The sequence below is a fragment of the Paraburkholderia azotifigens genome (assembly GCF_007995085.1).
In the GTDB taxonomy this organism is placed as follows: Bacteria; Pseudomonadota; Gammaproteobacteria; order Burkholderiales; family Burkholderiaceae; genus Paraburkholderia; species Paraburkholderia azotifigens.
The window spans coordinates 2455908-2478927 of sequence record NZ_VOQS01000003.1 but is presented as its reverse complement, the minus strand read 5'-3'; the positions used below and the strand labels follow the sequence as shown (position 1 = coordinate 2478927).

The window sequence follows — 23020 nt, the reverse complement described above, 5'->3', positions numbered from 1 at the left end:
GCCGCGCAGCGCTCGCAGCGCTAGCGCATCATTCGCCGGGCGCGTACAGATCGAGCAGCTTGAGGGTCACGCCGTTGGTCCAGCCGAAGCCGTCCTGCAACGGATACTCGCCGCCGCCTCCGCCGCCCGTCCCCGTTCCTTCGACGACATACTTCTCGACCAGCTTCTGTTCTTTCGCGTAGACGTTCTTCACGTCGGCGAGAAAGCGCGTGCCGATCTGCTGTGCGAGATCGCCGCGCCCATAACGCCTGAGCCCTTCGATCGCGATCCAGTGCAGCGGCGCCCAGCCGTTCGGCGCATCCCATTGCTGGCCCGTCTCGAAGGTCGAGGTCGTCAGGCCGCCCGGCTTCAGCAATATCGCCGCGACGACGTTCGCCGTCTTGTGCGCGCGATCGGGCCACGCCGCGCCCGCGAACAGCGGATACAGCATTGCGGGCGTCTGGTTGTCGCGCGGCTTCGCGAGCTTCCAGTCGTAGTCGCCGTAGTAGCCCTTGCTGTTCCACAAGTACCGGTTGATGCCCTCGGCACGCTTCGCCGCCTTGCCGATGAACTGCACGACACAACTGAAGTCGCGCGCCTCCGAACAGCCGCGCGCGATCGTTGTCTCGAGATGGAACATCAGGCTGTTCAGATCGACGGGAATGATCGAAGTAGTGCGAACGGTCGTGAGATTCGCGTTGTCGCCGAACCAGCGAGAGCTGAAATCCCAGCCGCTCTCCGCCGTCGCGCGCAGATCGCGATAGACCTCGTTCGGCGCGCGGCCTGTCGCTTTCTGTGCCGTCTGCACGTCTTCGAGATACGACTCGTCGCGCGGCGTATCGAGTTCATCCCAGTAGCGGTTGAGCACGGTCCGGTCGGGCAGCACGACGACGTTGCGCGTCGCCTCGCCGGGCTTCGTGCCCGACGCGCCCTGCATCCAGTACGCGTATTCCTTGCGCATCTGCGGCAAATACTTCTGATACACGCGCCCGCCTTCGACCTTCGCGGCCAGCTCCACCATGTACGAGAAGAACGGCGGCTGGGAGCGGCTCAGATAGTACGTGCGGTTGCCATTCGGAATGTGGCCATACGTGTCGATCATGTACGCGAAGTTGTCGAGCATGTTGTCGACGAGATCTTCGTGTCCCGACTCCTGCAGACCGAGCATCGTAAAGTAGGTGTCCCAGTAGTAGCCTTCGCGAAAGCGGCCGCCCGGCACGACATACGATTTGGGCATCGGAATCAGCGAGCTGTAATCGGGCGCGCTCGTCGTCGTGCGCGTGAGTTCGGGCCACAGCCAGTTGATGTGATCGCGCAGCGACTGGTTCGGCGGCGGCGTGATGACAGGCTCGGAAGGCGGCGTGAAATACTGGTCGACGAAGTTCTTCAGCGAAAAATCCGGCTGGTTCTTTTGTGCGTCATACGCCTGCAGGATCGTTGCGGGATCGGTCTTGGGCAGCGCATCGACGAAGGTCTTCTGGTCGTCGTAGACCTGCTGGGTCTGCACGGCAACGAACAGGTCGCCATACAACTTGTCGGGCGGCGGCGGCAGTGTGCCGCCCACTTGCGTATCGGCGCTTGCGAAGGGCGAGGCGCCCGCGAACAGCATGAAGCCCGACAACGCAACGGCGCGCGCCGCGCGTCGCCTGCGTACAGGCTGTATCGATTGAAAAGATAAAGCGCTTGAATGATCCGTCTCGACCGTACCGTCACGCATACACGGAAACGGCAGCGGAAACGGTAGCGGAAACAGCAGCGAAAACGACTGCGACAGCGTCCTCATGTCTCCCTCCTCGGAAAGGTGGACAACCGGTCTGGTCTGCCGTCGCGCTTTTGTATCGCCGAACGAGGATCGCACAACAGCACGCACGTGCGCAATCGCGCGCGAACGTTTGCAAAGCCGGTCCTGCAAAGGCATCTTTTTTATATGCTTTCTGGTTAAAGAAAGGTCTTTAGAAGGTCGTTAATCAATTCGGAGCCATACGTCAGGCCGCTTCGTTACAATGAAGCTAATCAGTCAACAAGACCCGTCGCCGCCGCGTGCTGTAGTCGTATCCGGAGCTCGACTGGAGGCATAGTTTGCCCGTGGACCACTCATGAACGACGATCAACACGATCAGGTGCTATTCGCCCGCTTCGGAACGACCAGTCCCTGCTGGCGTCTGTCGAGCGACAGCAACGCGCTCGAACTGACGCCCGAAACCGAAGACGACGCGGCCACGGTCGCGATTGCGCTGTCCGGCGCACAAGCCGCGCAGATCCGCCGCCTCACGGGCGTCACCTCGCATCTGACGATGGACGTGCGCCTGTCCGGCGAAGCACTACGTCTGCATCTCGTCGGCAAGAAGCTCAATAGCAGCACCTGGGCGGGCACGGCTTCCGCCTACGAAGACACGGAATCCGTCGCGCGCGATCTCGTGCATGGACTGTCGTTCGCCGAACAGGTCGTGTCGGAAGTGAACTCCGTCGTCGTGATCGTCGACCGCGCCGGCCGCATCCAGCGCTTCAACCGGCTCGCCGAAGAACTCACGGGCATGAAGGAAGAAGACGTGATCGGGCGCAATGTGTGGGCGCTGTTCATGTCGTCGGAAGCGGGTGCGGCGTCGAGCCAGAACATCTCGGGCTTCTTTCAGGAAGGCGTCGCATACGAAGTCGAGCGCCGCGTGCGCACCGTGCACGGCGAGCGCCTCTTTCTCTTTCGCAACAAGTTCGTGATGAGCGGCAGCGGCGTCGACGAGCAGTTCCTGATCTGCTCGGGCACGGACATCACGAAAGAGCGCAGCGCCCAGGACCGTCTGTCCGAACTCGCAAATACCGATTCCCTGACGGGCCTGCCCAACCGCAACGCGATTCACGAGAAGACGCGGGCAGCCATCGCGGGCGCCGCACCGGGCGATGCCGTCGGCATCCTGTTTCTCGATCTCGACAACTTCAAGAAGGTCAACGATCACTACGGCCACGTGTTCGGCGACCGGCTGATTCAGGATGTGTCGTCGGCCGTGCGCGAATGCCTCGCCGATGCCGACACGCTCGCGCGCCTCGGCGGCGACGAGTTCATCGTGCTGTCGCCCGTCGCCTCGGTTGCGTCGATGGAAGCGATGGCGCAGCGCATTCTGGAGCGGCTGCGCACGCCGTTCAGCCTCGGGCTGGTCGAGGTGTACACGGGCTGCTCGATCGGCATCGCGATGTTCCCCGAGCACGGCGACAGCCTCGAAGCGCTGATCCGCGCCGCCGACACGGCCATGTATGTCGCCAAGGACGACGGCAAGCGCACCTATCGCGTGTTCTCGCCGGAGATGAACCGCAAGGTGGCCGAGTACATGTGGCTCGACACGAACCTGCGGCGCGGGCTCGAAGAAGGTCAACTGACGCTGCACTATCAGCCGAAGCTGTTGCTCGCGACGGGCACCGTGTACGGCGTCGAGGCGCTGGTGCGCTGGAATTCGCCGGAACGCGGGCAGATCATGCCCGCCGCGTTCATCCGCTATGCGGAAGAGTCGGGGCTCATCGGGCCGCTTGGCCGCTGGGTCATGCAGACGGCGGCCAAACAGGCCGCGCAATGGAAGGCGCGCGGGTTGTCGCTGCGCGTCGCGATCAATGTGTCGGCGCGGCAACTGGTGGATACGGCCGTCGTCTCGCACTTCACCGAGGCGCTGGAGCGCGCGCAGCTGGACCCCTGCCTGCTCGATATCGAATTGACGGAAAGCTGCCTGATCGAAGACGAAGCGGCTGCCATCGACCTGATCACGCAATTCCGCGATCTCGGCGCGCAGGTTCATCTCGACGATTTCGGCACGGGCTATTCGTCGCTGTCGCAGCTGGGGCGCATTCCCCTCGACGTCATCAAGCTGGACCGCAGCTTCGTGAGTTCGATCAACGCGGACCGGAAATCTCAGGCGCTGGTGCGCTCGATGGTGGCCGTCGCGCAGGCGCTGCAACTGCAGGTGGTGGCGGAAGGGATCGAGACGGAGGCTGAGGAGCTGTTCATGAAAGGACTGGGCGTCGAATACGTGCAGGGCTACCTGTACGGCAAACCGATGCCCGCTGCCGATTTCGAGCGCTGGCTGCATGACAGGCAGAAGATCCGGTTGATCGCCTGAACCCCCGAAAGGTTCTCTCGACCCGGGAGATCCTCTGCCTGGCCACTGCTCGTACGGCTGACTGCGAATTGCATGCTGCGTATTGCCTTGTTGCCTGTTTGCTACGCTGATGGATGCATCAAAACCTGACGGGTGCAGACGGAGCGCATGACTTCAATGCGTGGGGGCGTTCTGCCGATCGGACATCATTCCCGTTCATGCTCGTGCAACCTTCATGCAGCATTCACGACAGCCGGGCGCAGATTGCTCGCCCGGCGATTCTGCAGCATCACCAGCCGCTCCATGAACGCGAGATCCTTTTCCTCGATCGTGAAGGCGGACTGCACCCAGTCTTCCGTAATTTCCATCAGTTCGGCGCGCGACAGCTGCAGCACACGCTGACGCGCCCGCACCATCGCGCGGATGCCGTTGAGCTTGGGGCGCAGCGTGTCGATGAAGGTGCGCGTCGCGAGGTACGCGTCGCCCGGTTCGAACAGCTGGTCGACGAGGCCGCGCGCCTCGAACCACTCCGCCGTATGCGATTCGCCGCCGCCGATCAGCTCTTCCGCGAGACGCATGCCCGCCTTGCGCGCGACGAGCGAATAGCCTCCCATGCCCGGGAACAGGTTGAACGCGATCTCCGGAAAGCCCATGCGCGCATCGTTCTGCGCGAGTACGAAGTGATGCGCGAGCGCCGCCTCGAAACCGCCGCCGAGCGCCGTGCCCTCCACCATCGCAATCGAAATCGCGCCGGTGTCGAAACCGCGTGCCGCGGCGTGCACGCAATCGACGCAGGCGCGCGCATACGCCATCAGTTCCTGGCGACGCCCGCTGCGGATCGCGTCGGCGAAGAAACTGAGATCGCCGCCGACGTTGAACATGGTCGGAATCAGCGAGCCCGTCACCCAGAAATCGATGCGCACATTGGACTCGCGCGCGGCGCGCGCGAGTTCGAGGATGTCGTGCACGAGTTCGAGGTTGAAGCACGGACGCGGTTGCGCGCGCAACATCATCCACATGATGTTGCGCTCTTCTTCGTAATACGCGGCGATTTGCGACAGTTTGCCCGCTTCGAGAAACGGACGGCAGGCGTGATGGTTTTGCAGATTCATTTTGAACGGTCCTTTTGAAGTTAAACGCTTGGGTGAAGCAATGGGAGCCTAAAACAGACCAGAATCCGCCAGGAGGGGCTAACGAACAGAAACATGCAGTTCGTCATAAGTATGGCGACGCCCATTTGACGGGCGTGTTGCCAGGCGCGGCTCGCGCAAACGATTGCGCTCCAGGGTAAAACTTCAAATACGCGTTCTTCGGCCCCGTAATGAGGGCGCAAAGCAGCAATTAGAATATCTGTTTCAATTTTTGCGAATTAATCGCAAACGTTTTAATTGCAATCGACGGTTATTCCAATTGCATTTTTTGTGGAATCGGGGCGATGAGCGGCAAAAAGCGCCAACGGGCATGAATGCCGCGTTCCGAAGAACTGGTTGGTGGTGTCGAATCGGCGCTTGCCATGTGACGCGCGCATGTCGATGCGCATGCAACGACATGCGCGCGGCGGCGGGCAGTCGAGCGTTAGCGCAGGCGCGCGAACCAGCTGTCGGCCTGCTCCTGCCGCAGACCTGCCGCCAGCGCCGCCGCGTGGATCTGCCGCCAGGTCTCGGGGTCGACGGGAATGCCGTTGGCCTCGCGCTCGGCACGCGTCACGCGTTCGGGTTCGCCCGGTGCGTAGATGTGCCCGGCGCCCGCGGCGAGCGGCGACGCCTTCACCCATTCGACGAACGCATCCGCTTCGGCCTCGGCGTTGGGCGCGTCGAACGCGGCGGGATCGACGATCACCGACAGCATGCAGTTGATGATCGCATTGGTCTTTTGCAGCGTGTCGTCGTGCGTCGTGTAGCCGCCCGACAGCGCGCCGCCGAAAATCTCGCACATCGCCGCGAGGCCGAAGCCCTTGTGGCCGCCCGCCTGCCCGCCCACGGGCATCAGCGCGCCGAACGGTGCTTCCATCATGACGGTCGGATCGACGGTCGGCTTGCCCTCGTGATCGATCAGCGAGCCCGGCGGCACCTCTTTGCCCTGGTTGTAGGCGACGCGCGTCTTGCCGTACGCGACGGCGCTCGTCGCGAAGTCGAGCACGAGCGGCGCCTTGCCATCGCGCGGAAAGGCCGCACAGAACGGATTGGTGCCGATGCGGCGGTCCGCGCCGCCGAACGGCGCGACGAGCGGATCGCCCGCGACGTTGACGAAGTGGAACGACACAAAACCCGCCTTCGCGCACTGCTCGGCCCAATGCCCGATCCGGCCGATGTGGTGCGCATTGCGCAGCGCGACGGCGCACACGCCGAGCTTCTTCGCGCGCTCGATGCCGTGCTCCATCGCTTCATGCGCGACGACCTGGCCGAAGCCTTTGCCGCCGTCGATCGTGAGCACGGCGCCGACGTCCTTCACGACGCTCGCATGGCCGTTCAGCTTCAGCTCCCGATCGCGCAGCGACTCGACATAGCGCGGAATCATGCCGACGCCGTGCGAATCGTGTCCCGTCAGATTGGCCGCGACGAGGTGATCGGCGACGAGCTGGGCTTCGCGCGGCGCACTGCCCGCCTGCTCCCAGATTGCGCGCACGTATTCGTGAAGTTGACGGGCGGGAATGCGGGGAGCAGACGTCGTGGCGGCGTTCATTCGAAGATGGGCTCTCGGGATCGTGCGTGGACGGCGGAAGGAACCGGGCGGCTCCTTCCGTGCAGCAGGCAGCGCTTGTCAGAACGTATCGGAGCGTATCAGGGCGCAGCGGCAATCACTTCGGCGACGGACGCCGTCAGCTTCTTGCCGTACGGCACGTGCAGGAACTCGTTCGGTCCGTGCGCATTGGACTTCGGCCCGAGCACGCCGCACACCATGAACTGCGAAGCCGGGAAGCCCGCCTTCAGCACGTTCATCAGCGGGATCGTGCCGCCCTGCCCGATGAACGCGACATCCGCGCCGAAGTGCTGACGCGACGCGTCGTTCAGCGCGGTGCCGAGCCACGGCGCGAGTTCCGGCGCGTTCCAGCCCGTCGCGGCGCCCGCGTCCGGCTTGAAGGTGACCTTCGCGTTGTACGGCGGATCGAATTCGAGCAGCGACTTCAGCTGCTGCACCGCATGTTCCGCATCGACGAGGGGCGGCAGACGCAGCGACAGCTTGAACGCCGTGCGCGGACGCAGCACGTTGCCCGCATCGGCGAGCGACGGCAGACCCGCCGCGCCCGTCACCGACAGCGACGGACGCCACGTCGAATTGAGCAGCGCTTCTTTCGGGTCGGTGGTGGTCGGCAGCACGGGGCCGCCGTCCTGCCCGCAGGCCCACGGCAGTTTTTTCCATACGTCGTCGCCGAGAATCTTCGCGGTCGCTTCCGCTTCGCTCAGGCGATCGAGCGGCACCGGGCAATGAAAGCCCTTCGGCAGCAGCGTGCCGTCGGCGGCGTCTTCGAGACGCTCGAACATCTGGCGCATGATGCGGAAGCTCGACGGCGCAATGCCGCCGTAGCCGCCTGAATGAATGCCTTCGTCGAGCACCTGCACTTCGAGGTCGCCCGACACGAGGCCGCGCAGCGACGTGGTCAGCCACAGCTGGTCGTAATTGCCCGCACCCGAGTCGAGGCACACGACGAGGCCGACCTTGCCGAGCCGCTCGCGCAGTGCGTCGACATACGGCAGCAGATCGTAGCTGCCCGACTCCTCGCAGGTTTCGATCAGGCCGACGCAGCGCGGCCGTTCGATGCCTTGCGCGTCGAGCGCAGCCAGCGCGGTGACGCTCGCGTAGATCGCATAGCCGTCGTCCGCGCCGCCGCGGCCGTAGAGCTTGCCGTCTTCGAGTTTCGGCGTCCACGGCCCGAGGTCGTTGCGCCAGCCGTCGAACTCGGGCTGTTTGTCGAGGTGGCCGTACAGCACGATCGTTTCCGTGCTGCCCGAACGCGTGGCGGGCGATTCGAAGAAGATCACGGGCGTGCGGCCCGGCAAGCGGACGATCTCGAGCTTCAGTCCGCGCACGGGCTGCTGCTCGGCCCACTTCGCGGCTTCCGTGATGACGCGCTCGATGTAGCCGTGCTTCTCCCAGTCGGCATCGAAGGCCGGGCTCTTGGCGGGCACGGCGATGTAGTCGGTGAGCGCCGGCACGATCTCATCGTTCCATTTGCGATCGACGAATTCGCGCAGTGTGTCGTGGTTCAGCTTTTGAGCCTGGCTTTGATCCTGTTGGGTTTCGTCGGAGATCATGATGGCCCTATCCGGTGCAGTCGAAACGCACATGATAGACCCTATGGCCCACGTTGCCGAATTCGTGCGAACCATGCCAGGAGGCTTGCAATCAGCCTTCAGCACCGCAAGCGGATATGGGCCGTTCGCGCGACAATGGACGGACAAGCAATGCGCCTGGGGAGGCTTCGATGGGTAACAACATCGTCGTTCAAGGCGTGGCGACCGTGGCCGCGCTGGGGCTGTACTTCCTGCCGTCCATCATCGCCGATCGCCGCAAGCGCTACGACATGCTGACCATCGCGCTGTTCAACGCGTGCATGGGCTGGACGGTGTTCGGCTGGCTGGCTGCGCTGTACTGGGCGTTTCAGCCGAATCCGCCCGTCAATCTGGAAGGCGACGTGGTCCGCTCGCGGCGTGTCATCAGCATGAAAACCTTTACGAAGATGCTGGGCGAACGCGTCCAGATGCGCGAGTCGCGCAACCGCCCGCCCAAATAGCGCGGTTCATACGCTCAACGACAACGGACAAAGCCCATGCACATCACGCCGTTCCAGATTTCGATCGCCGACTTCGAACTCGACGCGCTCAAGACGCGGCTCAAGCAAACGCGCTGGCCCGATGCGTTCGACAGCGCGCCGTGGGCGCTCGGCGTCGACCTGAACTATCTGCGCGACCTCGTCGATTATTGGGCGGGCGCCTACGACTGGCGCGCGACGGAAGCACGCCTCAATCAGACGCCGCAGTTCGTCGCGCAGACGGGCGGACTCGGCGTGCACTTCGTGCACCGGCGCGGCATCGGTCCGAAGCCCTACCCGCTCGTCATCACGCATGGCTGGCCCGGCTCGTTCATCGAGTTCGAGGAACTGGTGCCGCAGCTATGCGACCCCGCGTCGTTCGGCGCGGACCCCGCCGATGCGTTCGATGTCGTCGTGCCGTCGATGCCCGGCTACGGCTTTTCCGAGCGCCCCGCGAAGCCGGGCATGTCGGTGTTCGCGATCGCCGATCTGTGGGTCGAACTGATGCGCGGCCTCGGCTACGAACGCTTCGGCGCGCAAGGCGGCGATCTGGGCGCGGCCGTATCGATCGCGCTGGCCGCGAATCATGCGCAGCACGTCGACGGCATTCATCTCAACTTCCTGCCGGGTTCGTATGCACCGGGCGTCGCGCCCGACGATCCGTCCGTCACGCAGGACGAGCGCGATTTCCTCGCATCGAAAGCCGTGTTCGCGGATGGCGAAGGCGCGTACGCGCACATGCACGCGACGAAGCCGAACACGGCAGCCGTCGCGCTGAACGATTCGCCGGCCGGTCTCGCCGCGTGGATCGTCGAGAAGTTTCGCGCGTGGAGCGATTGCGACGGCGACATCGAGCGCGTGTTTTCGAAGGATCAGCTGCTCACCGATCTCTCGCTGTACTGGCATACGCAAACCATCGGTTCGTCGATGCGGCTCTATGCGGAAACGCGCGCTCGGCCGCTGCGTTTCGAGCCGGGCCAGCGCGTTGCGCCGCCGCTCGGCTTCGCACGCTTTCCGAAGGAAATCAGCCAGCCGCCGCGCTCGTGGATCGAGCGCGTGTTCAACGTCACGCAATTCGCCGACATGCCGCGCGGCGGGCATTTCGCCGCGATGGAACAGCCCGCGCTGCTCGCTGAAGAGATCCGGCGCTTCTTCCGGCCTCTGCGCAAGTGAGGCGCTCGCAGCCCCGCTACCGACGCGACTGCGCCGACGCGTCGTAGCGCTCGCGCGCGGCGTCGAGCGCGCCGCCATGCGTTTCGGCCCAGCGGTCGAGCGTGACGAGCGCGTCGCTCAGCGACACACCCAGCGCGCTCAAGCGATACTCGACATGCAACGGCTTCGTCCCGCGCACCTCGCGAATCACGAGCCCGTTGCGCTCGAGTTCGCGCAACGTCTGCGACAGCACCTTCTGCGAAATGCCGCCTGTTCTGCGCAGCAGCGCGTTGTTGCGCATCGGCCCGTCCTGCAGCGCGGGCAGGATCAGCAGCGTCCATTTGCTCGCGATCAGTTCGAGCGCGAGCCGCGACGAACAGGCCTCGTCGAATACGTTGCCAGTGTGTTCCGCTGCGTTCGCGGCAGCGGCGGAATGAGCGGGCGCGGGCAATGACATGGTTACCAGAAGGTGCGTAATGGGCAGCGGCTGACTATACCTCTACGCTGCCTCCATTCTTCAAATGGAGGTAGTGATGGCGTGGTTAATCCTGCTGGCTGCAAGCGTCGTGGAAATCCTGATGGGCCTCTCGCTCAAGTACGCGAACGGCTTGACGCGCTTGTGGCCGAGCGTCGGCGGCGTGGCGGCTGCGCTCGCGAGCGTCTTCCTGCTCACGCTCGCGATGAAGCATCTGCCTGCGGGCACCGCCTATGTGGTGTGGACGGGCATCGGTTCGCTGGGCATCACGCTGCTCGGTATCGTGCTGTTCGGCGACCCCGTGTCGGCGCCGCGTATCGCGTGCATGGTGCTGATCGTCGCGGCGGCCGCCGCGCTCAAGTGTATCGACGGCTAGCGCCGCTTTTGTCTCTGGCGTCCGCGCGGGCCGTACGCAACAATCGCACGGTTCGCGTGACTGGCGCTCAATCGAGGTGGATCACCACCGGGGAACGCGAACCGGACCGCATCGCCGTTCTTCTTGCAGGCGATGCCCCGTTCGAGCCGCGCGCCTGGGCCTTGCTGCGATTCTTCGACCGGTACCTTCAACCGGTATTCCTTCACACGGAGCTCACGCAATGCCTCACACGTCCCATCTGCTTGCATTCGCCCTCGTCGCGCTCGGCATGGCGCTCACGCCGGGGCCCAACATGGTCTATCTGATCTCGCGCTCGATCTGCCAGGGCCGCACGGCCGGCCTGATTTCGCTCGGCGGCGTCGCACTCGGCTTCGTGGTCTACATGTTCTGCGCGGCGTTCGGCATCACCGCGCTGCTGCTCGCCGTGCCGTTCGCGTACGACGCGCTCCGCTTCGGCGGCGCGCTCTATCTGCTGTATCTCGCGTGGCAGGCGGTGAAGCCGGGCGGACGCTCGCCGTTCCAGGTGCGCGACCTGCCCGTCGACAGCCCGCGCAAGCTCTTCACGATGGGCTTCGTCACGAATCTGCTGAATCCGAAAATCGCGGTGCTGTATCTGTCGCTGCTGCCGCAGTTCATCGATCCGCAACACGGCAGCGTGCTCGGGCAGTCGCTGATATTCGGCGCGATTCAGATCGTATTGAGCATTTCCGTCAACTCGACGGTCGCGATGACGGCGGGATCGATTGCCGTGTTTCTCGCGCGCAAGCCGACGTGGCTCCTCGTTCAGCGCTGGCTGATGGGCACCGTGCTCGCCGGTCTCGCCGTGAGAATGGCGACGGAAGCGCGGCGCTAAAGCACGACGCCGGGCTGGCTGATGCACCCGGCGTCTGTCATGAAAGCGTAGAAAGAAGCGTGCGAAGGCGCCTTCTGGCGCGTCGTCGCGTTCAAGGCGAAACGATGCGAACGAATTTGCGCAAATGCACCGAGCCCGCCGGAATCGAACGCGGCTGAAGCCGCACGTCCACCGGCGCGAACGTTTCCTGACGCAGTTCACCCTGGTCGTCGAACCATTGGCAAACGAGCCATTCACCCGCTTTACGGGCAACCGGCCCAACATACGTCACCGTCATACGCGAGCCGCCCGCTTTGAGCGTCACCACGTCCCCGACATTGATTTGCACCGTTTGTTGCGTCGTATCAAATGCGTCGAAAGTAGCAGTCAGCATGGATGTCCCCGTTATAAGCATTAGGCTGGCTGAAAATTCACTGCCATAAACGCACCGCGGTCCAACGGAATTAATAGAGTGGACGAAGATTAACAATCGAATATTTCGTCAGCAAGTATTTTTTATTGGAAGCGTTTTCAGCAAAAGTGGAATAGAAGCGTGTATATCCCGAACGTTCGTTCGTTATTGTTTAGTGCTGGAATCGCCTTCTGGTAAAGGCGTCATGTTGTCGCGCAGCATGAGGACAGCAGAAGTTTAGGCCGGCGGCATCGGGTATACGTCGATACGGCCGACCACCCGCTGTCATACCGGTGACATTCTGCGAGTTAACGCGGATTTAAAGCCGGTGCGTCCGAGATAATCGGCGCCATCTGTGAATAAGCGCATCACTGCTGAACGGGAAAATCAGTTGCGATGCGCCATGACTCCCCGTCCGAATAGTAAGACTGTGAGCATTGGAAACGTTATCGGACGATTTTCACGCGTGTTTTTGTTCTGGCGAATGACAAAAATGCAGCGGCTCGGGATTTTCCCTAAGCCGCTTTGATCGCACGCCGATAAGCGCGCTGTTGATGGCGCACCGGCGTCGCGCTGAGTGCAATGCAGGCCACCATCAGCACCGCGTTGATCGCGAGACTGCGCTGGAACGCGTACGCGTAGCCCGCCGCCGATGCATGCGCCGACAGCGCGCCGAAGAACGCGCCGCTGATCGCCGCCGTGCCGAATGCCGAGCCGATCTGCAGCGTCGACGTCACGACGCCCGACGCGAGCGCTGCTTTCGACGGCTCGATTTCGCCGAGCACGATGCGCATGATCGACGGCAGCACAAGTCCTTGCCCGACGCCGGCGAACACGAGTCCTGCATAGAAGAGCGTGCCGGGCGCCGCGTGCGTCGCGGCCCAGCCGGTGACCGAAAACCCGACGGCCATCATCGAAAAGCCTGGCGTCAGCACGTGCGCGCCGATCTGCCGCACGACGGCGGGCGACGTCAGCGGCCCGGCGACAAAGCCGAGCGCGAACGGCATGATCGCGAGACCGGATTGCAGCGGCGTCCAGTGCAGGCCCGTCTGCAGATAGATGCCGTAGGTCAGGAAGAACGCGCTGTTGCAATAGAACAGGAACGCGAGCACAAGCCCCGTCGAAAAAGCGGGGTTGCGGAACAGTTGCAGATCGACGAGCGGACTGCCGCCGCTGCGCTCGACCTGGCGCTCGGTGGCGATGAACGCGGCCAGCGCGGGCACGGCGAGCGCGAACATCGCGAAGGTCCACCAGGGCCAGCCGGCTTCGCGGCCATGCGTCATCGGATAGATCAGCAGCATCAACACCAGCGACAGCAAGGCCACGCCCTTCAGATCGACGCCCTCGCGCGTCTCGGGCTGGTTCTCCGGCACGAACTTCCACGCGCCCACGAACGCCAGAATCCCCACGGGAACGTTGATCAGAAAGATCGCTCGCCAGTCGAGACCGAACACGAAGCCATAAAAGCCCATCACACGCGTCTGCTGATGCGGCGGCACGACGGCGCGCACGGTTGCGAGCACCTGCGGCGCCATCACCGAGGCCTCCATACCCTGCACGATGCGCGATCACGAGCACGTGGCCATTCGGCGCGAAACCGCATAACGCCGATGCGACGACGAAGCCCGCCATCCCCGTCATGAACATGCGCCGCCGTCCGCCATTACGCGGGCCAGCGCCTACACTACGAATCGGGATAGCGACGAAACAGCTCCTGGGCTTCCGGCAATGACGATGGATATCGAACAATGGCTGGGCGGACTTGGCCTCGACCAATACGCGCGGGCGTTCGCGGACAACGACATCGAGCTCGCGATTCTGCCCGATCTGACCGACGCGGATCTGAAGGAACTCGGCGTCCAGTCGCTAGGACATCGCAAGCGCCTGCTCGCGGCGATTGCCGAACGAACCACTTTGACGTCGGGCGCAAAGCCAAAGCCACTCGTCGCGCCGCCCGCCGACGATCGCAGACAGGTCACCATTCTATTCGCCGATCTGTGCGGTTACACGGCGCTTTCCCAACTGCTCGATCCCGAAGAGTTGCGCGAGATGATCGGCCGCTTCACATCGCTGGTCGACGGCATCTTGCTCGCCTATGGCGGCACGGTCGACAAACACATCGGCGACGCGGTGATGGCACTGTTCGGAGCGCCGCGCGCACATGAGACCGATCCGCTGCGTGCCGCCCGCGCTGCGCTCGATATCCACGATGCGCTCGCGCATCTCAGCGCCAAAAGCGCGCACCCGTTGCAGGCGCATATCGGCATTGCGAGCGGCGAGGTGGTAGCGGGCGCCGTCGGCCGCGCCGATGTGCTCGACTATACGGTGCATGGCGATTCCGTGAACCTGGCAGCGCGGCTCGTCGCGGCTGCGACCGCGGGGCAGACATTGCTGTCCGATGGCGTACAGCGAGCGCTGGGCGAAAACGCCACCTGCGAATCGTTGGGCGAGAGGCACTTCAAGGGCATCAACGCGCCCGTGCGCGTCTGGAGACTGTGCAGCGTCGCGCGCGAGCCAAGCCGCGCGAGCCGCAGCCAATTCGTCGGACGGAAGGCCGAACTGGAACAGTTCCACGGCATCGCCCGAACCTGTCTCGAACAACGCGCCGGCCACGTCGTGTATGTGCGCGGCGATGCGGGCATCGGCAAGACGCGACTCGTCAACGAGATGCGCGTCTTCGCGCAGGCACAGGGTTTTGCGGTACACCGGGGGCTCGTGCTCGACTTCGGCGTCGGCAAGGGACAGGACCCCGTGCGCGCGATCATCGACAGCCTGCTCGGCCTGTCAGCGTCGTCCATGAACGACGAGCGACTCGAAGCCGCCGAACGCCTGGTGGCTGAACATGTCATCGGCACCGGGGAGCGCGTGTTTCTGCACGACCTGCTCGATCTGCCGCAAACGGGAGAATGGCTCACTCTCCATGACGCGATGGATCATACGGCGCGCAAGCGCGGCAAGCAGGCGGTCGTGGCGGCGCTGACGGCTGATGCGTGCCGGCGCGGGTCCATCATGTTGCTGGTCGAAGACCTGCATTGGGCCGATGTGCAGGTGCTCGGCTATCTCGCGGCGTTTGCGTCGGGCATGGCGAGCGGCGCCGGGCTGCTGGTGCTGACCTCGCGTGCCGAAGGCGACCCGCTCGATGCTGCGTGGCGCGCGCGTCTACGCGACACGCCGCTCGCGACAATCGATCTCGGTCCGCTGCGGCGCGACGAAGCGCTGACCCTGGCAGGCAATTTCATCGATGCGACACAGCGTGTCGCGCTCGCCTGCATAGAACGGGCGGACGGCAATCCGCTGTTCCTCGAACAACTCCTGCACAACGCCGAGGAAGGCAGCAGCGAGGCAGTGCCTGCGTCGATCCAGAGCCTCGTGCTCGCACGCATGGACCGGCTCGCGCAGCCCGACCGGCTCGCGTTCCAGGCGGCGTCCGTGATCGGCCAGCGCTTTGGCGTTGCGCTGTTGAGGCATCTTATCGAGCAGCCCGACTATAGCTGTGACAGGCTGGTTGAAAACGCACTCGTGTTACCGGAAGGCGAAGACTTTTTGTTCGCTCATGCACTGATCCAGGAGAGCGCCTATTCGACGCTTCTGCGCACGCGGCGGCGCGAACTGCACCGGCGCGCCGCCGAATGGTTTGCCGACAGCGATGCCGTGCTTCACGCGCAGCATCTGGATCGGGCGGAAGATGAGCGTGCCGCGCACGCCTGTCTCGTCGCAGCGATGACGCAGTGCGCGGCCCGTTTCACGGAGTCGGCGCTGCAACTGGTCGAGCGGGGACTGGAGGTTGCGCAGACACCCATCGACCGGCACGCGCTGACGTGCTTCAAGGGCGAGCTGCAGCGCGATCTGGGCGACATCGAGGCATCGATTGCAACATACCGGGCCGCTGCCGCGATCGCGCCCGACGACACGGCTTTATGCATCGCGCAGCTCGGGCTCGCGGAGGGACTGCGCGTCAACGAGGGCCTGACAGAAGCGCTCGCGCTGCTCGATGCCGCACAGAAGACGGCCGAACGCGAGAACGGGATCAGCGAACTGGCGCGCCTGCATCATCTGCGCGGCAACATACTCTTTCCGCTCGGCCGCATCGACGATTGCCGGGTCGAGCATGAGCGCGGGCTCGCCCATGCTCGCCGTCTGGGGCTGCCGGAAGCGGAAGCACGTGCGCTAGGCGGCCTTGCTGACGCGGCCTACGCGCAAGGCCGCATGCGCTCCGCGTTCGACTACTTCAGCCGTTGCGTGGCGCTGAGCCGCGAGCACGGATTTGGCCGCATCGAGGTGGCCAACCGTTCGATGAAGGGCTTCAGCCGCATCTACCTCAACGAGGCGCGAGAGGCGCGGGACGATGCCGTCGACGCGTCGCGCGAGGCGGCGCTCGTCGGGCAGCCTCGTGCGCAGATGTTGTGCGAAACGCTGGGCGCTTTCGCGTGCTGCGAAATGGGCGACATCGAAGCGACACGCGTGCATCTCGAACAGGAACGGCGGCTGATCCGGCAACTCGGCGCGCGCCGCTTCGAGGCGCAGAACATGGAGATCGAGGGGCGCCTGCTGCTCGACAGCGGACAACGGACAGAAGCCGCGCGGACGTTGCGGGCCGCGCTCGAACTATGCCGCGATGTCGGCATGCAATTCAGCGCGCCGAAGGCGCTGAGCGCGCTGAGCCGCGCTGTCGATGACGACGCGGCACGCTTGCAACTGCTCGAAGAGGGCGTGGAATTGCTGCGCCGTGGTGCCGTCGGGCACAACCATCTCTGGTTTTACCGCGATGCAATCGAGGCGATGTTGTGGGTCCGCGATGCCGCTGGCGTATTGCGCTATGTCGAAGCGCTGGACCGCTACACGCAACGGGAACCGCTGCCGTGGGCGCAACTGTTTGCAGCGCGTGGACGTGCGCTGGCGGCCATGCAACTCGCCCCGGCCTCCCGCGATGCACGCCGCGAACTCGAACGCGTGCGTGCAGCCGTCGCCGATGCCGGATTCAACGGCTTCCTGCGTGCTGTCGACGCAGCGCTTGCCTGAGGCGACCTGCGACACGTTCTGTGGCCGCTGCCCATTTTCTTTACGCCAGAAAGCGGATGACGCCTGGATTAAGTCGGTCATTCGACAACCATCGCAATGCACGTTTTGTCCTGGTGAACGTTGTCTCTGTCCATTGAGGGGAACGCGGCTCAGGCTCTAAATTGGCGCCACTAACCCACCGGACGCCTGCGAGAAACACGCTACCTCGCGCGCCACTCCGCCCGAGCTTACCGCCAGTGAAGCGGCCCGTTCGGGCGGCTCTAGAGGAGACACCCGTATGACCCATCAGATCACACTCCGTTTCGAGGACGGCGTGACCCGCTTCATCGAGTGTGAGGAGGGCGAGCGCGTTACCGATGCCGCCATCCGCGCCAGGATCCATATTCCACTCGATTGCCGTGATGGTGTGTGCGGCACCTGCAAGGCGACCTGCGAGTCAGGCGAGTACGTTCTGGACGACTGCGTGGAAGATGCGCTCAGCCCGGAGGAGGCAAGCGCCCGCAAGGTTCTCACCTGCCAGATGAGTCCGCGTTCCGACTGCGTGATCCAGATCGCCACCGGCTCCGACGTCTCGGGTACCGGCCCGGCCGCCCACAAGGCACGAATCGTCGCCTGCCAGCGAGCATCGGACACCACGATCGCCTTCACGGTCGAGCTCGAGAACCGTGCGGGTCTCAGCTTCCTTCCTGGGCAGTATGTCAACATCCGGGTGCCCGGCACCGATCAGACACGGTCGTACTCCTTCAGCTCGGGTCCGTCCACGCCACACCTGTCCTTCCTCGTGCGTAACGTGCGTCAGGGCGTGATGTCGACCTGGCTTGCCGAAACCGCCAAAGCGGGAGACCCGATCGAGTTTCGCGGCCCGATGGGAAGCTTCTATCTGCGCACCATCGAGCGGCCGGTGCTGTTTCTGGCGGGCGGCACGGGCCTCGCGCCGTTTCTCTCGATGCTGGACAAGATCGTTGACGACGGCGGCAGCCCGTATCCGATCCATCTGATCCTGGGTGTGAACAGCGATGAAGATCTGGTCGGCGTCGACCGGCTCGACATGTACGCGCAGCGCCTGCCGAACTTCACCTATGCGTGCACCGTCTCCAGTCCCGACAGTGCGCATCCCAACAAGGGTTATGTGACCCGCCACATCAGTGCCTCCCAGCTCAACGATGGCGAGTCGGACGTCTACCTCTGCGGGCCGCCGCCGATGGTCGATGCCGTGCGCACGTTTCTCTCGTCCGAAGGCCTGACACCGCGCAATTTCTACTATGAGAAGTTTGCCGGTACGGGCCTGGTGGTTCAGACCGGCGAGGAGCGCCTCTCTCCCGTCGATGTCGATGAAGCCTTCGACCTGCGCATGACGCTCGAACTGGGGGCGGCCCAGTTGACGATGGGCCGGTTGTCGAGCGAGCAATTGACCGCCTTTCGGCAACTCGCCGAGGCGACGGCGCCATTCGTGTCGGGGCGGCACGTGACCGACGTTTCGAGCTACATCGAGGCGAATCACGCCTTCCACATGTTCACGATCGAGGCTTCGAGGAACAGTCGGCTGATCGCGCTCTACCGGCAACTCGCCGTGCAGGACTACATCGCTCGCGCACTGACCGACCAGACCGAGATCGTCGGCGATATCGTCCAGCAGCACCGTGACCTAGTCACCGCCTTCGAACTGGGCGACCTGAACGCGGCGCGGGACGTGATTACGCGTCATGCGCTCCATTCCCGGGCGACGATGAGCCGGGCGCTCGATCGCATGCCAATGGACAAGCCGGCATCCGTGGTCGAAGCGCCCCGCGCGCTCCCTTCCGCTGCGCCGGATCGCGCGCCGCAGATCTGCCCGTTCACGGCGAGCGCCCTTGCGCCCTATTCACACGAACTGGACTGGCCCGAAGGCATGGAACCATTCAAGGTGGTCGACGACGGCTCGCAAGGCGACCCTTACGAGCACTACCGCTGGATGCGCGAGCACGCTCCCGTGCTGCGTTGCCAGTCGGCGACATCGGACGTATGGTTCCTCTCGCGCTATGACGACGTCTATCAGGCGATCCGCAACCCGAAGCTGTTCTCCTCCGAGGTCGTCAGCCCGCCGCCGCTGACGTTCCTGACGCTGTTCGATGCGCCCGGCCATTCGCGCTTGCGCAAAGTCGTCCAGCCGTCTTTCATGCCATTGGCGCTCGACCCCTTTATGGAGCAGATCGCGCAACGGGCGGAGCATCTGCTCGACGCGATGATTGCCAAAGGCGGCGGCGATGTCGTCAACGATTTCGCTATCCCGCTCAGCATCTCGACCATCTCCGCGATGATCGAGGTACCGAACGAGGATGAGGAAAAGATGAAGTTCTGGTCGGACGAGACCTTCAGCTACTTCGGGCGACTCGCCCGCAATGCGCCGGGAACGGGCACCGACGAGCAGAGCGCGCAGGCGTTCTTCGCGTACCTGAAGAAAGCGCTGGAGCGGCTCGCTCTCACCGGCAGCCAGTCGATCGGCGGGCATATTGCGCGCATGTGGAAAGACGGATTGCTTTCGGAGAAGGAAGCGAAGGAACTGTGCGCCTTCGTCTTCATCGCCGGGCACGACACGACGACTATCCTTGTCGCCAACGCTTTTCGCATGTTCGCCGAGCAGCCGGATCTGTTGGCACGCATCCGCGAGCAACCCGACGACGCCGACCGTTTCGTCGAAGAGGTGGCGCGCTACCGCGGTACCGTTCAGCGCGTGAGCCGCATCACCACCGAGGCGACCACTGTCGCAGGGATTGATCTGCCAAAGGGCGCGGTGGTGCGGTTGCTGCTGTCGGCCGCGAACCGCGACAGCCGCAAGTTTGCCGAGGGTGACACCTTCGACATCGATCGCGATTCGAGCGGCCACCTGGGTTTCGGCAACGGCATGCACAAATGTCTTGGCGCACCGCTCGCCAGGCTCGAGACGCTGATCGCCACGAAGGCACTGGCCCGCAAGGTCAGCGATATTGCGGTCGATCCGGAAAGGCCGATCCAGTATGTGCGCGGCAACAATCTGACCAACTCCGGGCCGGAGCACCTGTTCGTGAAGTTCGGTGGGATAGCGACCTGAACCCGATGACGGGGAGAGTTCGAGTCAGCCCGCTCTCCCCTTTTCAGGCGGCAAGGATCGATCGTGGGCCGCAGAACGGTATTCGGTTGGCCGCAGTCCTGTCTGCTTGCGGAAGAAGCGACCGAAATAGGCCTCGTCCTGAAAGCCCAGTTCGCTGGCGATCTGCTTCACGCTGAGCGTCGAATAGCCAAGCAGCCGCTTGGCCTCATGGATCGAGCGCGCATCGATGGCTTCGATTGCCGAGACTCCGAAAGTGGCACGGCAGATACGGGAGAGCTGGCCAGTGGTTACGCCCATCTCCTCGGCATAGCTCGCGACTGGCCGCCGCTCGCGGCAATGGCGGTCGAGCAGAGCGCGGAATCGCTCGATCCGCGCGGCCATGGTCCGCTGCTCGGAATCGGCTGAAAGCCGGGCGCTCTCGCTGAGGCGCCCGATCTTGACGAACAGGGCAATCGTCAGTGCGGCGCCTGCGGTGAACTGCCAGCGCTCGTGGCTTTCCGCCTCGCGACCAATCGACTGAAACAGAGTATCGAGAGGTGTGCCGCGCTCGACGTCGGGATCGATCGACAATACCGTGGGCGTGCGGATGAATTCCAGCAGCTCGGGCGCGGCCGTCATCGCCAGCGATTCCAGCGCAGACTGCGCGGCGGTGATGACATGACCGTCGATGTCGCTGCGGAAGCGAAAGCCGTGGACCGATCGCGCCGGCACGACGATCAGGCATGGCGCTTCGACCGCCCAGGTTCTGCCGTCGATGAAGGTCTCGCCGCCCCCGCCCGTCACGTAAAGCACCTGGATCAACGCATCGTGGACGTGCGGCTGGATGTCGAAATCGAAACGGCCGGCACGCTGCGGAATGCGTTCGTAATGCACCATGTCGACCCATGGCTGGTCGGCTTCCGCGCCGTAGAGCGCGAAATGCAGAATGGTCCGACGGCGCTGTGGGTCATAGGCCATGATGCGCGTTATGTCCTGCTACATGTGAGCTCCGTCAATTGTTTCATAGGCGCCTGGGCCGTTCAATGGTCATGCAAATCTCAGGAGGCGGGATCGCATGGAAAATTTTAGGAACCTTAACGACATCGTGCGCGTGCAATCGCGGAACACCGCGCGAGGCGGGAACCCTGATGCCATCGGTTCTCCGCCTCACATCAGCCAGCTTCAGCTACACGAAAAGCTCGCCGCCGAGCTGACGTCACCGCCCCTGTAACGTGCAACTTTCGGATACGGGCACAGCGGCCGCGTACGAGCCGCGCCCCAGTCCGCGGGCACTTCACTGTTCGGTATCGCGTTGCTCGCGTCGCGTGCCGTCGCGATCACGCTGTCGGGTGCCTTGCCCTGCTCGACCCATGCAACCATTAGCGTCAACATATCGAACTGATCCGCCGTCGGGCCGCCCGAGCAATGGTTCATACCCGCGACCGTGTACAGCCGCGCGAAGTTGCTAGCATCGCCGCCGTTCGCGACCATCAGACGCCGGTACCAGTCGGTCGTATCGTTCGATGAAAACACCGGATCGCTCGTGCCGTGATAGACCATCAGCTTTGCGCCGCGCTGCTTCAATGCGCTGAGATTGGTCTCATCGGGCGGGGCCATGAACGACCATGACGATTCCGTATACACGCCGCTCGTCGCGAAGATCTTCGGCGCATCGTTGTCCATGCTGAAGCTCAGCGCATACGAGGACAACTGGCTCAGCAACGATGCACTTTGCGGTGGCGTCGTGAACGTGAACGCAGCGGCCGCAGGATCGAGCGTGATCGAATTGCTCTGCTTCCACTGCGCCCAGTTGGCGCCATTGACGCCCACGTCATACGGAAAACTCGCGTAAAGCGCCGTGCCCGCGCTGTTGCGCGCTCCCGAGAACACATTACCGATGGCATCCTTCTGTGCAGCCGTCAGACACGTGCCGTCGCGCACATTGCCCGAACACGTCGGCACGTCATTGGCGAGACTGAAGTTCGCCTGACATGCCTTGATGTCCTGCACCATGCCGTCTGTCACGCCGTCGAGCGCGTCGCACTTCGCAATGATTCGCGACGCTACCAGTTGGCGCTCCGCTGCCGTGAAGCCAGTTGTGATGTCGGGCAAACCGGTCGCGGTCGTTGCCGTTGCGACCTTGGCGAACTGCTGCGCGCCCCACATCTCGCCAATCGCAGCCTTCGGCAGATGAAATCCCGGGTCGCCTGCAATGATGCCGTCGTACTGCGCCGACGATCTGGCAGCCGCAACCATCGCGTGCCGCCCGCCGTTCGAGCAGCCGTCGAAGTAACTGCGGTCGGGCGCCTTGCCATAGGCGGTCTTGATCGTTTGCTTCGCCATCGGCGTGAGCGTCGCGACAGCGTTGTAGCCGTAATCGATGCGCGCCTGCGGACCGAGGCCGAAAAGCGGATTCTGCGCCGACGCATGCCCCGCGTCCGAACTGATGACAGCGAAGCCCATATTGAGCGCATCGTCGAGCGGACCGCCGCCGCCGATTTCGCCCGTCGCCGTCACGACATTGCCATCGAGCCCGCCATTGGCCTGATAGAAGAAGCGACCGTTCCACGCGATGGGCAGACGCATCTCGAAGCCGATCGCATACGTCTTTCCGTCGACGGCGCTCACGCGCTGGTTCATCTGACCTTCGATCACGCAATGCCCGGCAATCGACTTGCCGGCCACCTTCAGCGTGCCTGCGGGTACATCCGTCACGGAGGTGAACGACGTGTTCGCGAACGACAGCTTCGCGGCGAGCGCCGCGCAACTCCCGATGAGCGTCGCGGGTGTCGCGGCGCTCAGTTGCGGCAGCGCCGACGAAGTCGTGTTCGACGAGCCTCCGCAGGCGGCGAGCGTGGCCGACACGCATATAGCAATCGCGGACTTCTTCATCCGATGTC

Annotated in this window: 15 protein-coding genes, 1 pseudogene and 1 riboswitch; of the genes and pseudogenes, 7 read left to right on the top strand and 9 right to left on the bottom strand. The window is 63.9% G+C overall.

What is annotated here, in order from left to right; all coding sequences use genetic code 11:
- Positions 1–28: 28 nt before the first annotated feature.
- A complete protein-coding gene (gene treA, locus FRZ40_RS28385) occupies positions 29–1696 on the bottom strand; it encodes an alpha,alpha-trehalase TreA (protein ID WP_147236826.1) in 1668 nt (555 codons plus the stop codon).
- Between the two features lie 379 nt (positions 1697–2075).
- Here treA and pdeR point away from each other — a divergent pair, with 379 nt between their 5' ends.
- Entirely contained in the window at positions 2076–4079 is a 2004-nt protein-coding gene (gene pdeR / locus FRZ40_RS28380; protein ID WP_028366490.1) for a cyclic di-GMP phosphodiesterase, read from the top strand.
- Positions 4080–4291: 212 nt separating this feature from the next.
- Here the strand turns inward: pdeR and FRZ40_RS28375 are convergent, their stop codons facing one another.
- The 3 genes from FRZ40_RS28375 to FRZ40_RS28365 all read right to left on the bottom strand — a co-directional run bounded on the left by FRZ40_RS28375 (position 4292) and on the right by FRZ40_RS28365 (position 8311).
- Complete coding sequence (locus FRZ40_RS28375) at positions 4292–5170, bottom strand: crotonase/enoyl-CoA hydratase family protein (protein ID WP_028366491.1); 879 nt, start codon at positions 5168–5170, stop codon at positions 4292–4294.
- Between the two features lie 463 nt (positions 5171–5633).
- Complete coding sequence (locus FRZ40_RS28370) at positions 5634–6740, bottom strand: malate/lactate/ureidoglycolate dehydrogenase (RefSeq protein ID WP_147236317.1); 1107 nt, start codon at positions 6738–6740, stop codon at positions 5634–5636.
- Between the two features lie 98 nt (positions 6741–6838).
- On the bottom strand, positions 6839–8311 hold the full coding sequence (locus FRZ40_RS28365) for a M20 family metallopeptidase (RefSeq protein WP_028366493.1): 1473 nt from the start codon (positions 8309–8311) through the stop codon (positions 6839–6841).
- A 170-nt stretch (positions 8312–8481) separates the two neighbouring features.
- Between FRZ40_RS28365 and FRZ40_RS28360 the strand changes: the two genes are divergently transcribed.
- Both FRZ40_RS28360 and FRZ40_RS28355 read left to right on the top strand, forming a co-directional pair.
- Positions 8482–8790 (top strand): superinfection immunity protein, encoded by a 309-nt coding sequence (locus FRZ40_RS28360; protein WP_028366495.1) that lies wholly within the window; start codon positions 8482–8484, stop codon positions 8788–8790.
- Between the two features lie 36 nt (positions 8791–8826).
- On the top strand, positions 8827–9981 hold the full coding sequence (locus FRZ40_RS28355; protein ID WP_147236316.1) for an epoxide hydrolase family protein: 1155 nt from the start codon (positions 8827–8829) through the stop codon (positions 9979–9981).
- A 16-nt stretch (positions 9982–9997) separates the two neighbouring features.
- On the opposite strand, the gene FRZ40_RS28350 is transcribed toward FRZ40_RS28355, so the two are convergent.
- Positions 9998–10417: a winged helix-turn-helix transcriptional regulator gene (locus FRZ40_RS28350; RefSeq protein ID WP_028366497.1), complete on the bottom strand. Its 420-nt coding sequence runs from the start codon at positions 10415–10417 to the stop codon at positions 9998–10000.
- A 76-nt stretch (positions 10418–10493) separates the two neighbouring features.
- On the opposite strand from FRZ40_RS28350, the gene FRZ40_RS28345 reads away from it, so the two are divergent.
- Positions 10494–10811: a DMT family transporter gene (locus FRZ40_RS28345; protein ID WP_147236315.1), complete on the top strand. Its 318-nt coding sequence runs from the start codon at positions 10494–10496 to the stop codon at positions 10809–10811.
- 46 nt (positions 10812–10857) lie between these two features.
- Positions 10858–10978: riboswitch (ZMP/ZTP riboswitch) on the top strand.
- 53 nt (positions 10979–11031) lie between these two features.
- Positions 11032–11664, top strand: a complete 633-nt coding sequence (locus FRZ40_RS28340; protein WP_147236314.1) for a LysE family translocator — start codon at positions 11032–11034, stop codon at positions 11662–11664.
- A gap of 91 nt (positions 11665–11755) precedes the next feature.
- Here FRZ40_RS28340 and FRZ40_RS28335 read toward each other — a convergent pair whose 3' ends face one another.
- Together FRZ40_RS28335 and FRZ40_RS28330 are read right to left on the bottom strand one after the other, a co-directional pair.
- On the bottom strand, positions 11756–12037 hold the full coding sequence (locus tag FRZ40_RS28335; protein WP_035541857.1) for a YodC family protein: 282 nt from the start codon (positions 12035–12037) through the stop codon (positions 11756–11758).
- 533 nt (positions 12038–12570) lie between these two features.
- Positions 12571–13714, bottom strand: a pseudogene (locus FRZ40_RS28330) (MFS transporter); the annotation flags it as partial.
- A 69-nt stretch (positions 13715–13783) separates the two neighbouring features.
- Between FRZ40_RS28330 and FRZ40_RS28325 the strand changes: the two are divergent.
- On the top strand, positions 13784–17074 hold the full coding sequence (locus tag FRZ40_RS28325; protein WP_147236313.1) for an adenylate/guanylate cyclase domain-containing protein: 3291 nt from the start codon (positions 13784–13786) through the stop codon (positions 17072–17074).
- A 277-nt stretch (positions 17075–17351) separates the two neighbouring features.
- Positions 17352–20141, top strand: a complete 2790-nt coding sequence (gene benC / locus FRZ40_RS28320; protein WP_147236312.1) for a benzoate 1,2-dioxygenase electron transfer component BenC — start codon at positions 17352–17354, stop codon at positions 20139–20141.
- Positions 20142–20165: 24 nt separating this feature from the next.
- On the opposite strand, the gene FRZ40_RS28315 is transcribed toward benC, so the two are convergent.
- The gene (locus FRZ40_RS28315; protein ID WP_147236311.1) at positions 20166–21098 is read right to left on the bottom strand and encodes a helix-turn-helix domain-containing protein; all 933 of its coding nucleotides are present in this window, start codon (positions 21096–21098) and stop codon (positions 20166–20168) included.
- Positions 21099–21302: 204 nt separating this feature from the next.
- Positions 21303–23012 carry a tannase/feruloyl esterase family alpha/beta hydrolase gene (locus FRZ40_RS28310; protein WP_147236310.1) on the bottom strand — a complete coding sequence of 570 codons (1710 nt, stop codon included), beginning with the start codon at positions 23010–23012 and terminating at the stop codon, positions 21303–21305.
- Positions 23013–23020 lie beyond the last annotated feature (8 nt).

What these genes read in the sequence shown, in the direction of transcription:
- FRZ40_RS28375 (WP_028366491.1), bottom strand. Translation starts at nt 5,170, where the DNA reads ATGAATCTGCAAAACCATCACGCCTGCCGTCCGTTTCTCGAAGCGGGC.
- FRZ40_RS28345 (WP_147236315.1), top strand. Translation starts at nt 10,494, where the DNA reads ATGGCGTGGTTAATCCTGCTGGCTGCAAGCGTCGTGGAAATCCTGATG.
- FRZ40_RS28365 (WP_028366493.1), bottom strand. Translation starts at nt 8,311, where the DNA reads ATGATCTCCGACGAAACCCAACAGGATCAAAGCCAGGCTCAAAAGCTG.
- pdeR (WP_028366490.1), top strand. Translation starts at nt 2,076, where the DNA reads ATGAACGACGATCAACACGATCAGGTGCTATTCGCCCGCTTCGGAACG.
- FRZ40_RS28325 (WP_147236313.1), top strand. Translation starts at nt 13,784, where the DNA reads ATGACGATGGATATCGAACAATGGCTGGGCGGACTTGGCCTCGACCAA.
- FRZ40_RS28335 (WP_035541857.1), bottom strand. Translation starts at nt 12,037, where the DNA reads ATGCTGACTGCTACTTTCGACGCATTTGATACGACGCAACAAACGGTG.
- FRZ40_RS28355 (WP_147236316.1), top strand. Translation starts at nt 8,827, where the DNA reads ATGCACATCACGCCGTTCCAGATTTCGATCGCCGACTTCGAACTCGAC.
- FRZ40_RS28340 (WP_147236314.1), top strand. Translation starts at nt 11,032, where the DNA reads ATGCCTCACACGTCCCATCTGCTTGCATTCGCCCTCGTCGCGCTCGGC.
- benC (WP_147236312.1), top strand. Translation starts at nt 17,352, where the DNA reads ATGACCCATCAGATCACACTCCGTTTCGAGGACGGCGTGACCCGCTTC.
- FRZ40_RS28360 (WP_028366495.1), top strand. Translation starts at nt 8,482, where the DNA reads ATGGGTAACAACATCGTCGTTCAAGGCGTGGCGACCGTGGCCGCGCTG.
- FRZ40_RS28310 (WP_147236310.1), bottom strand. Translation starts at nt 23,012, where the DNA reads ATGAAGAAGTCCGCGATTGCTATATGCGTGTCGGCCACGCTCGCCGCC.
- FRZ40_RS28370 (WP_147236317.1), bottom strand. Translation starts at nt 6,740, where the DNA reads ATGAACGCCGCCACGACGTCTGCTCCCCGCATTCCCGCCCGTCAACTT.
- FRZ40_RS28315 (WP_147236311.1), bottom strand. Translation starts at nt 21,098, where the DNA reads ATGGCCTATGACCCACAGCGCCGTCGGACCATTCTGCATTTCGCGCTC.
- treA (WP_147236826.1), bottom strand. Translation starts at nt 1,696, where the DNA reads ATGCGTGACGGTACGGTCGAGACGGATCATTCAAGCGCTTTATCTTTT.
- FRZ40_RS28350 (WP_028366497.1), bottom strand. Translation starts at nt 10,417, where the DNA reads ATGTCATTGCCCGCGCCCGCTCATTCCGCCGCTGCCGCGAACGCAGCG.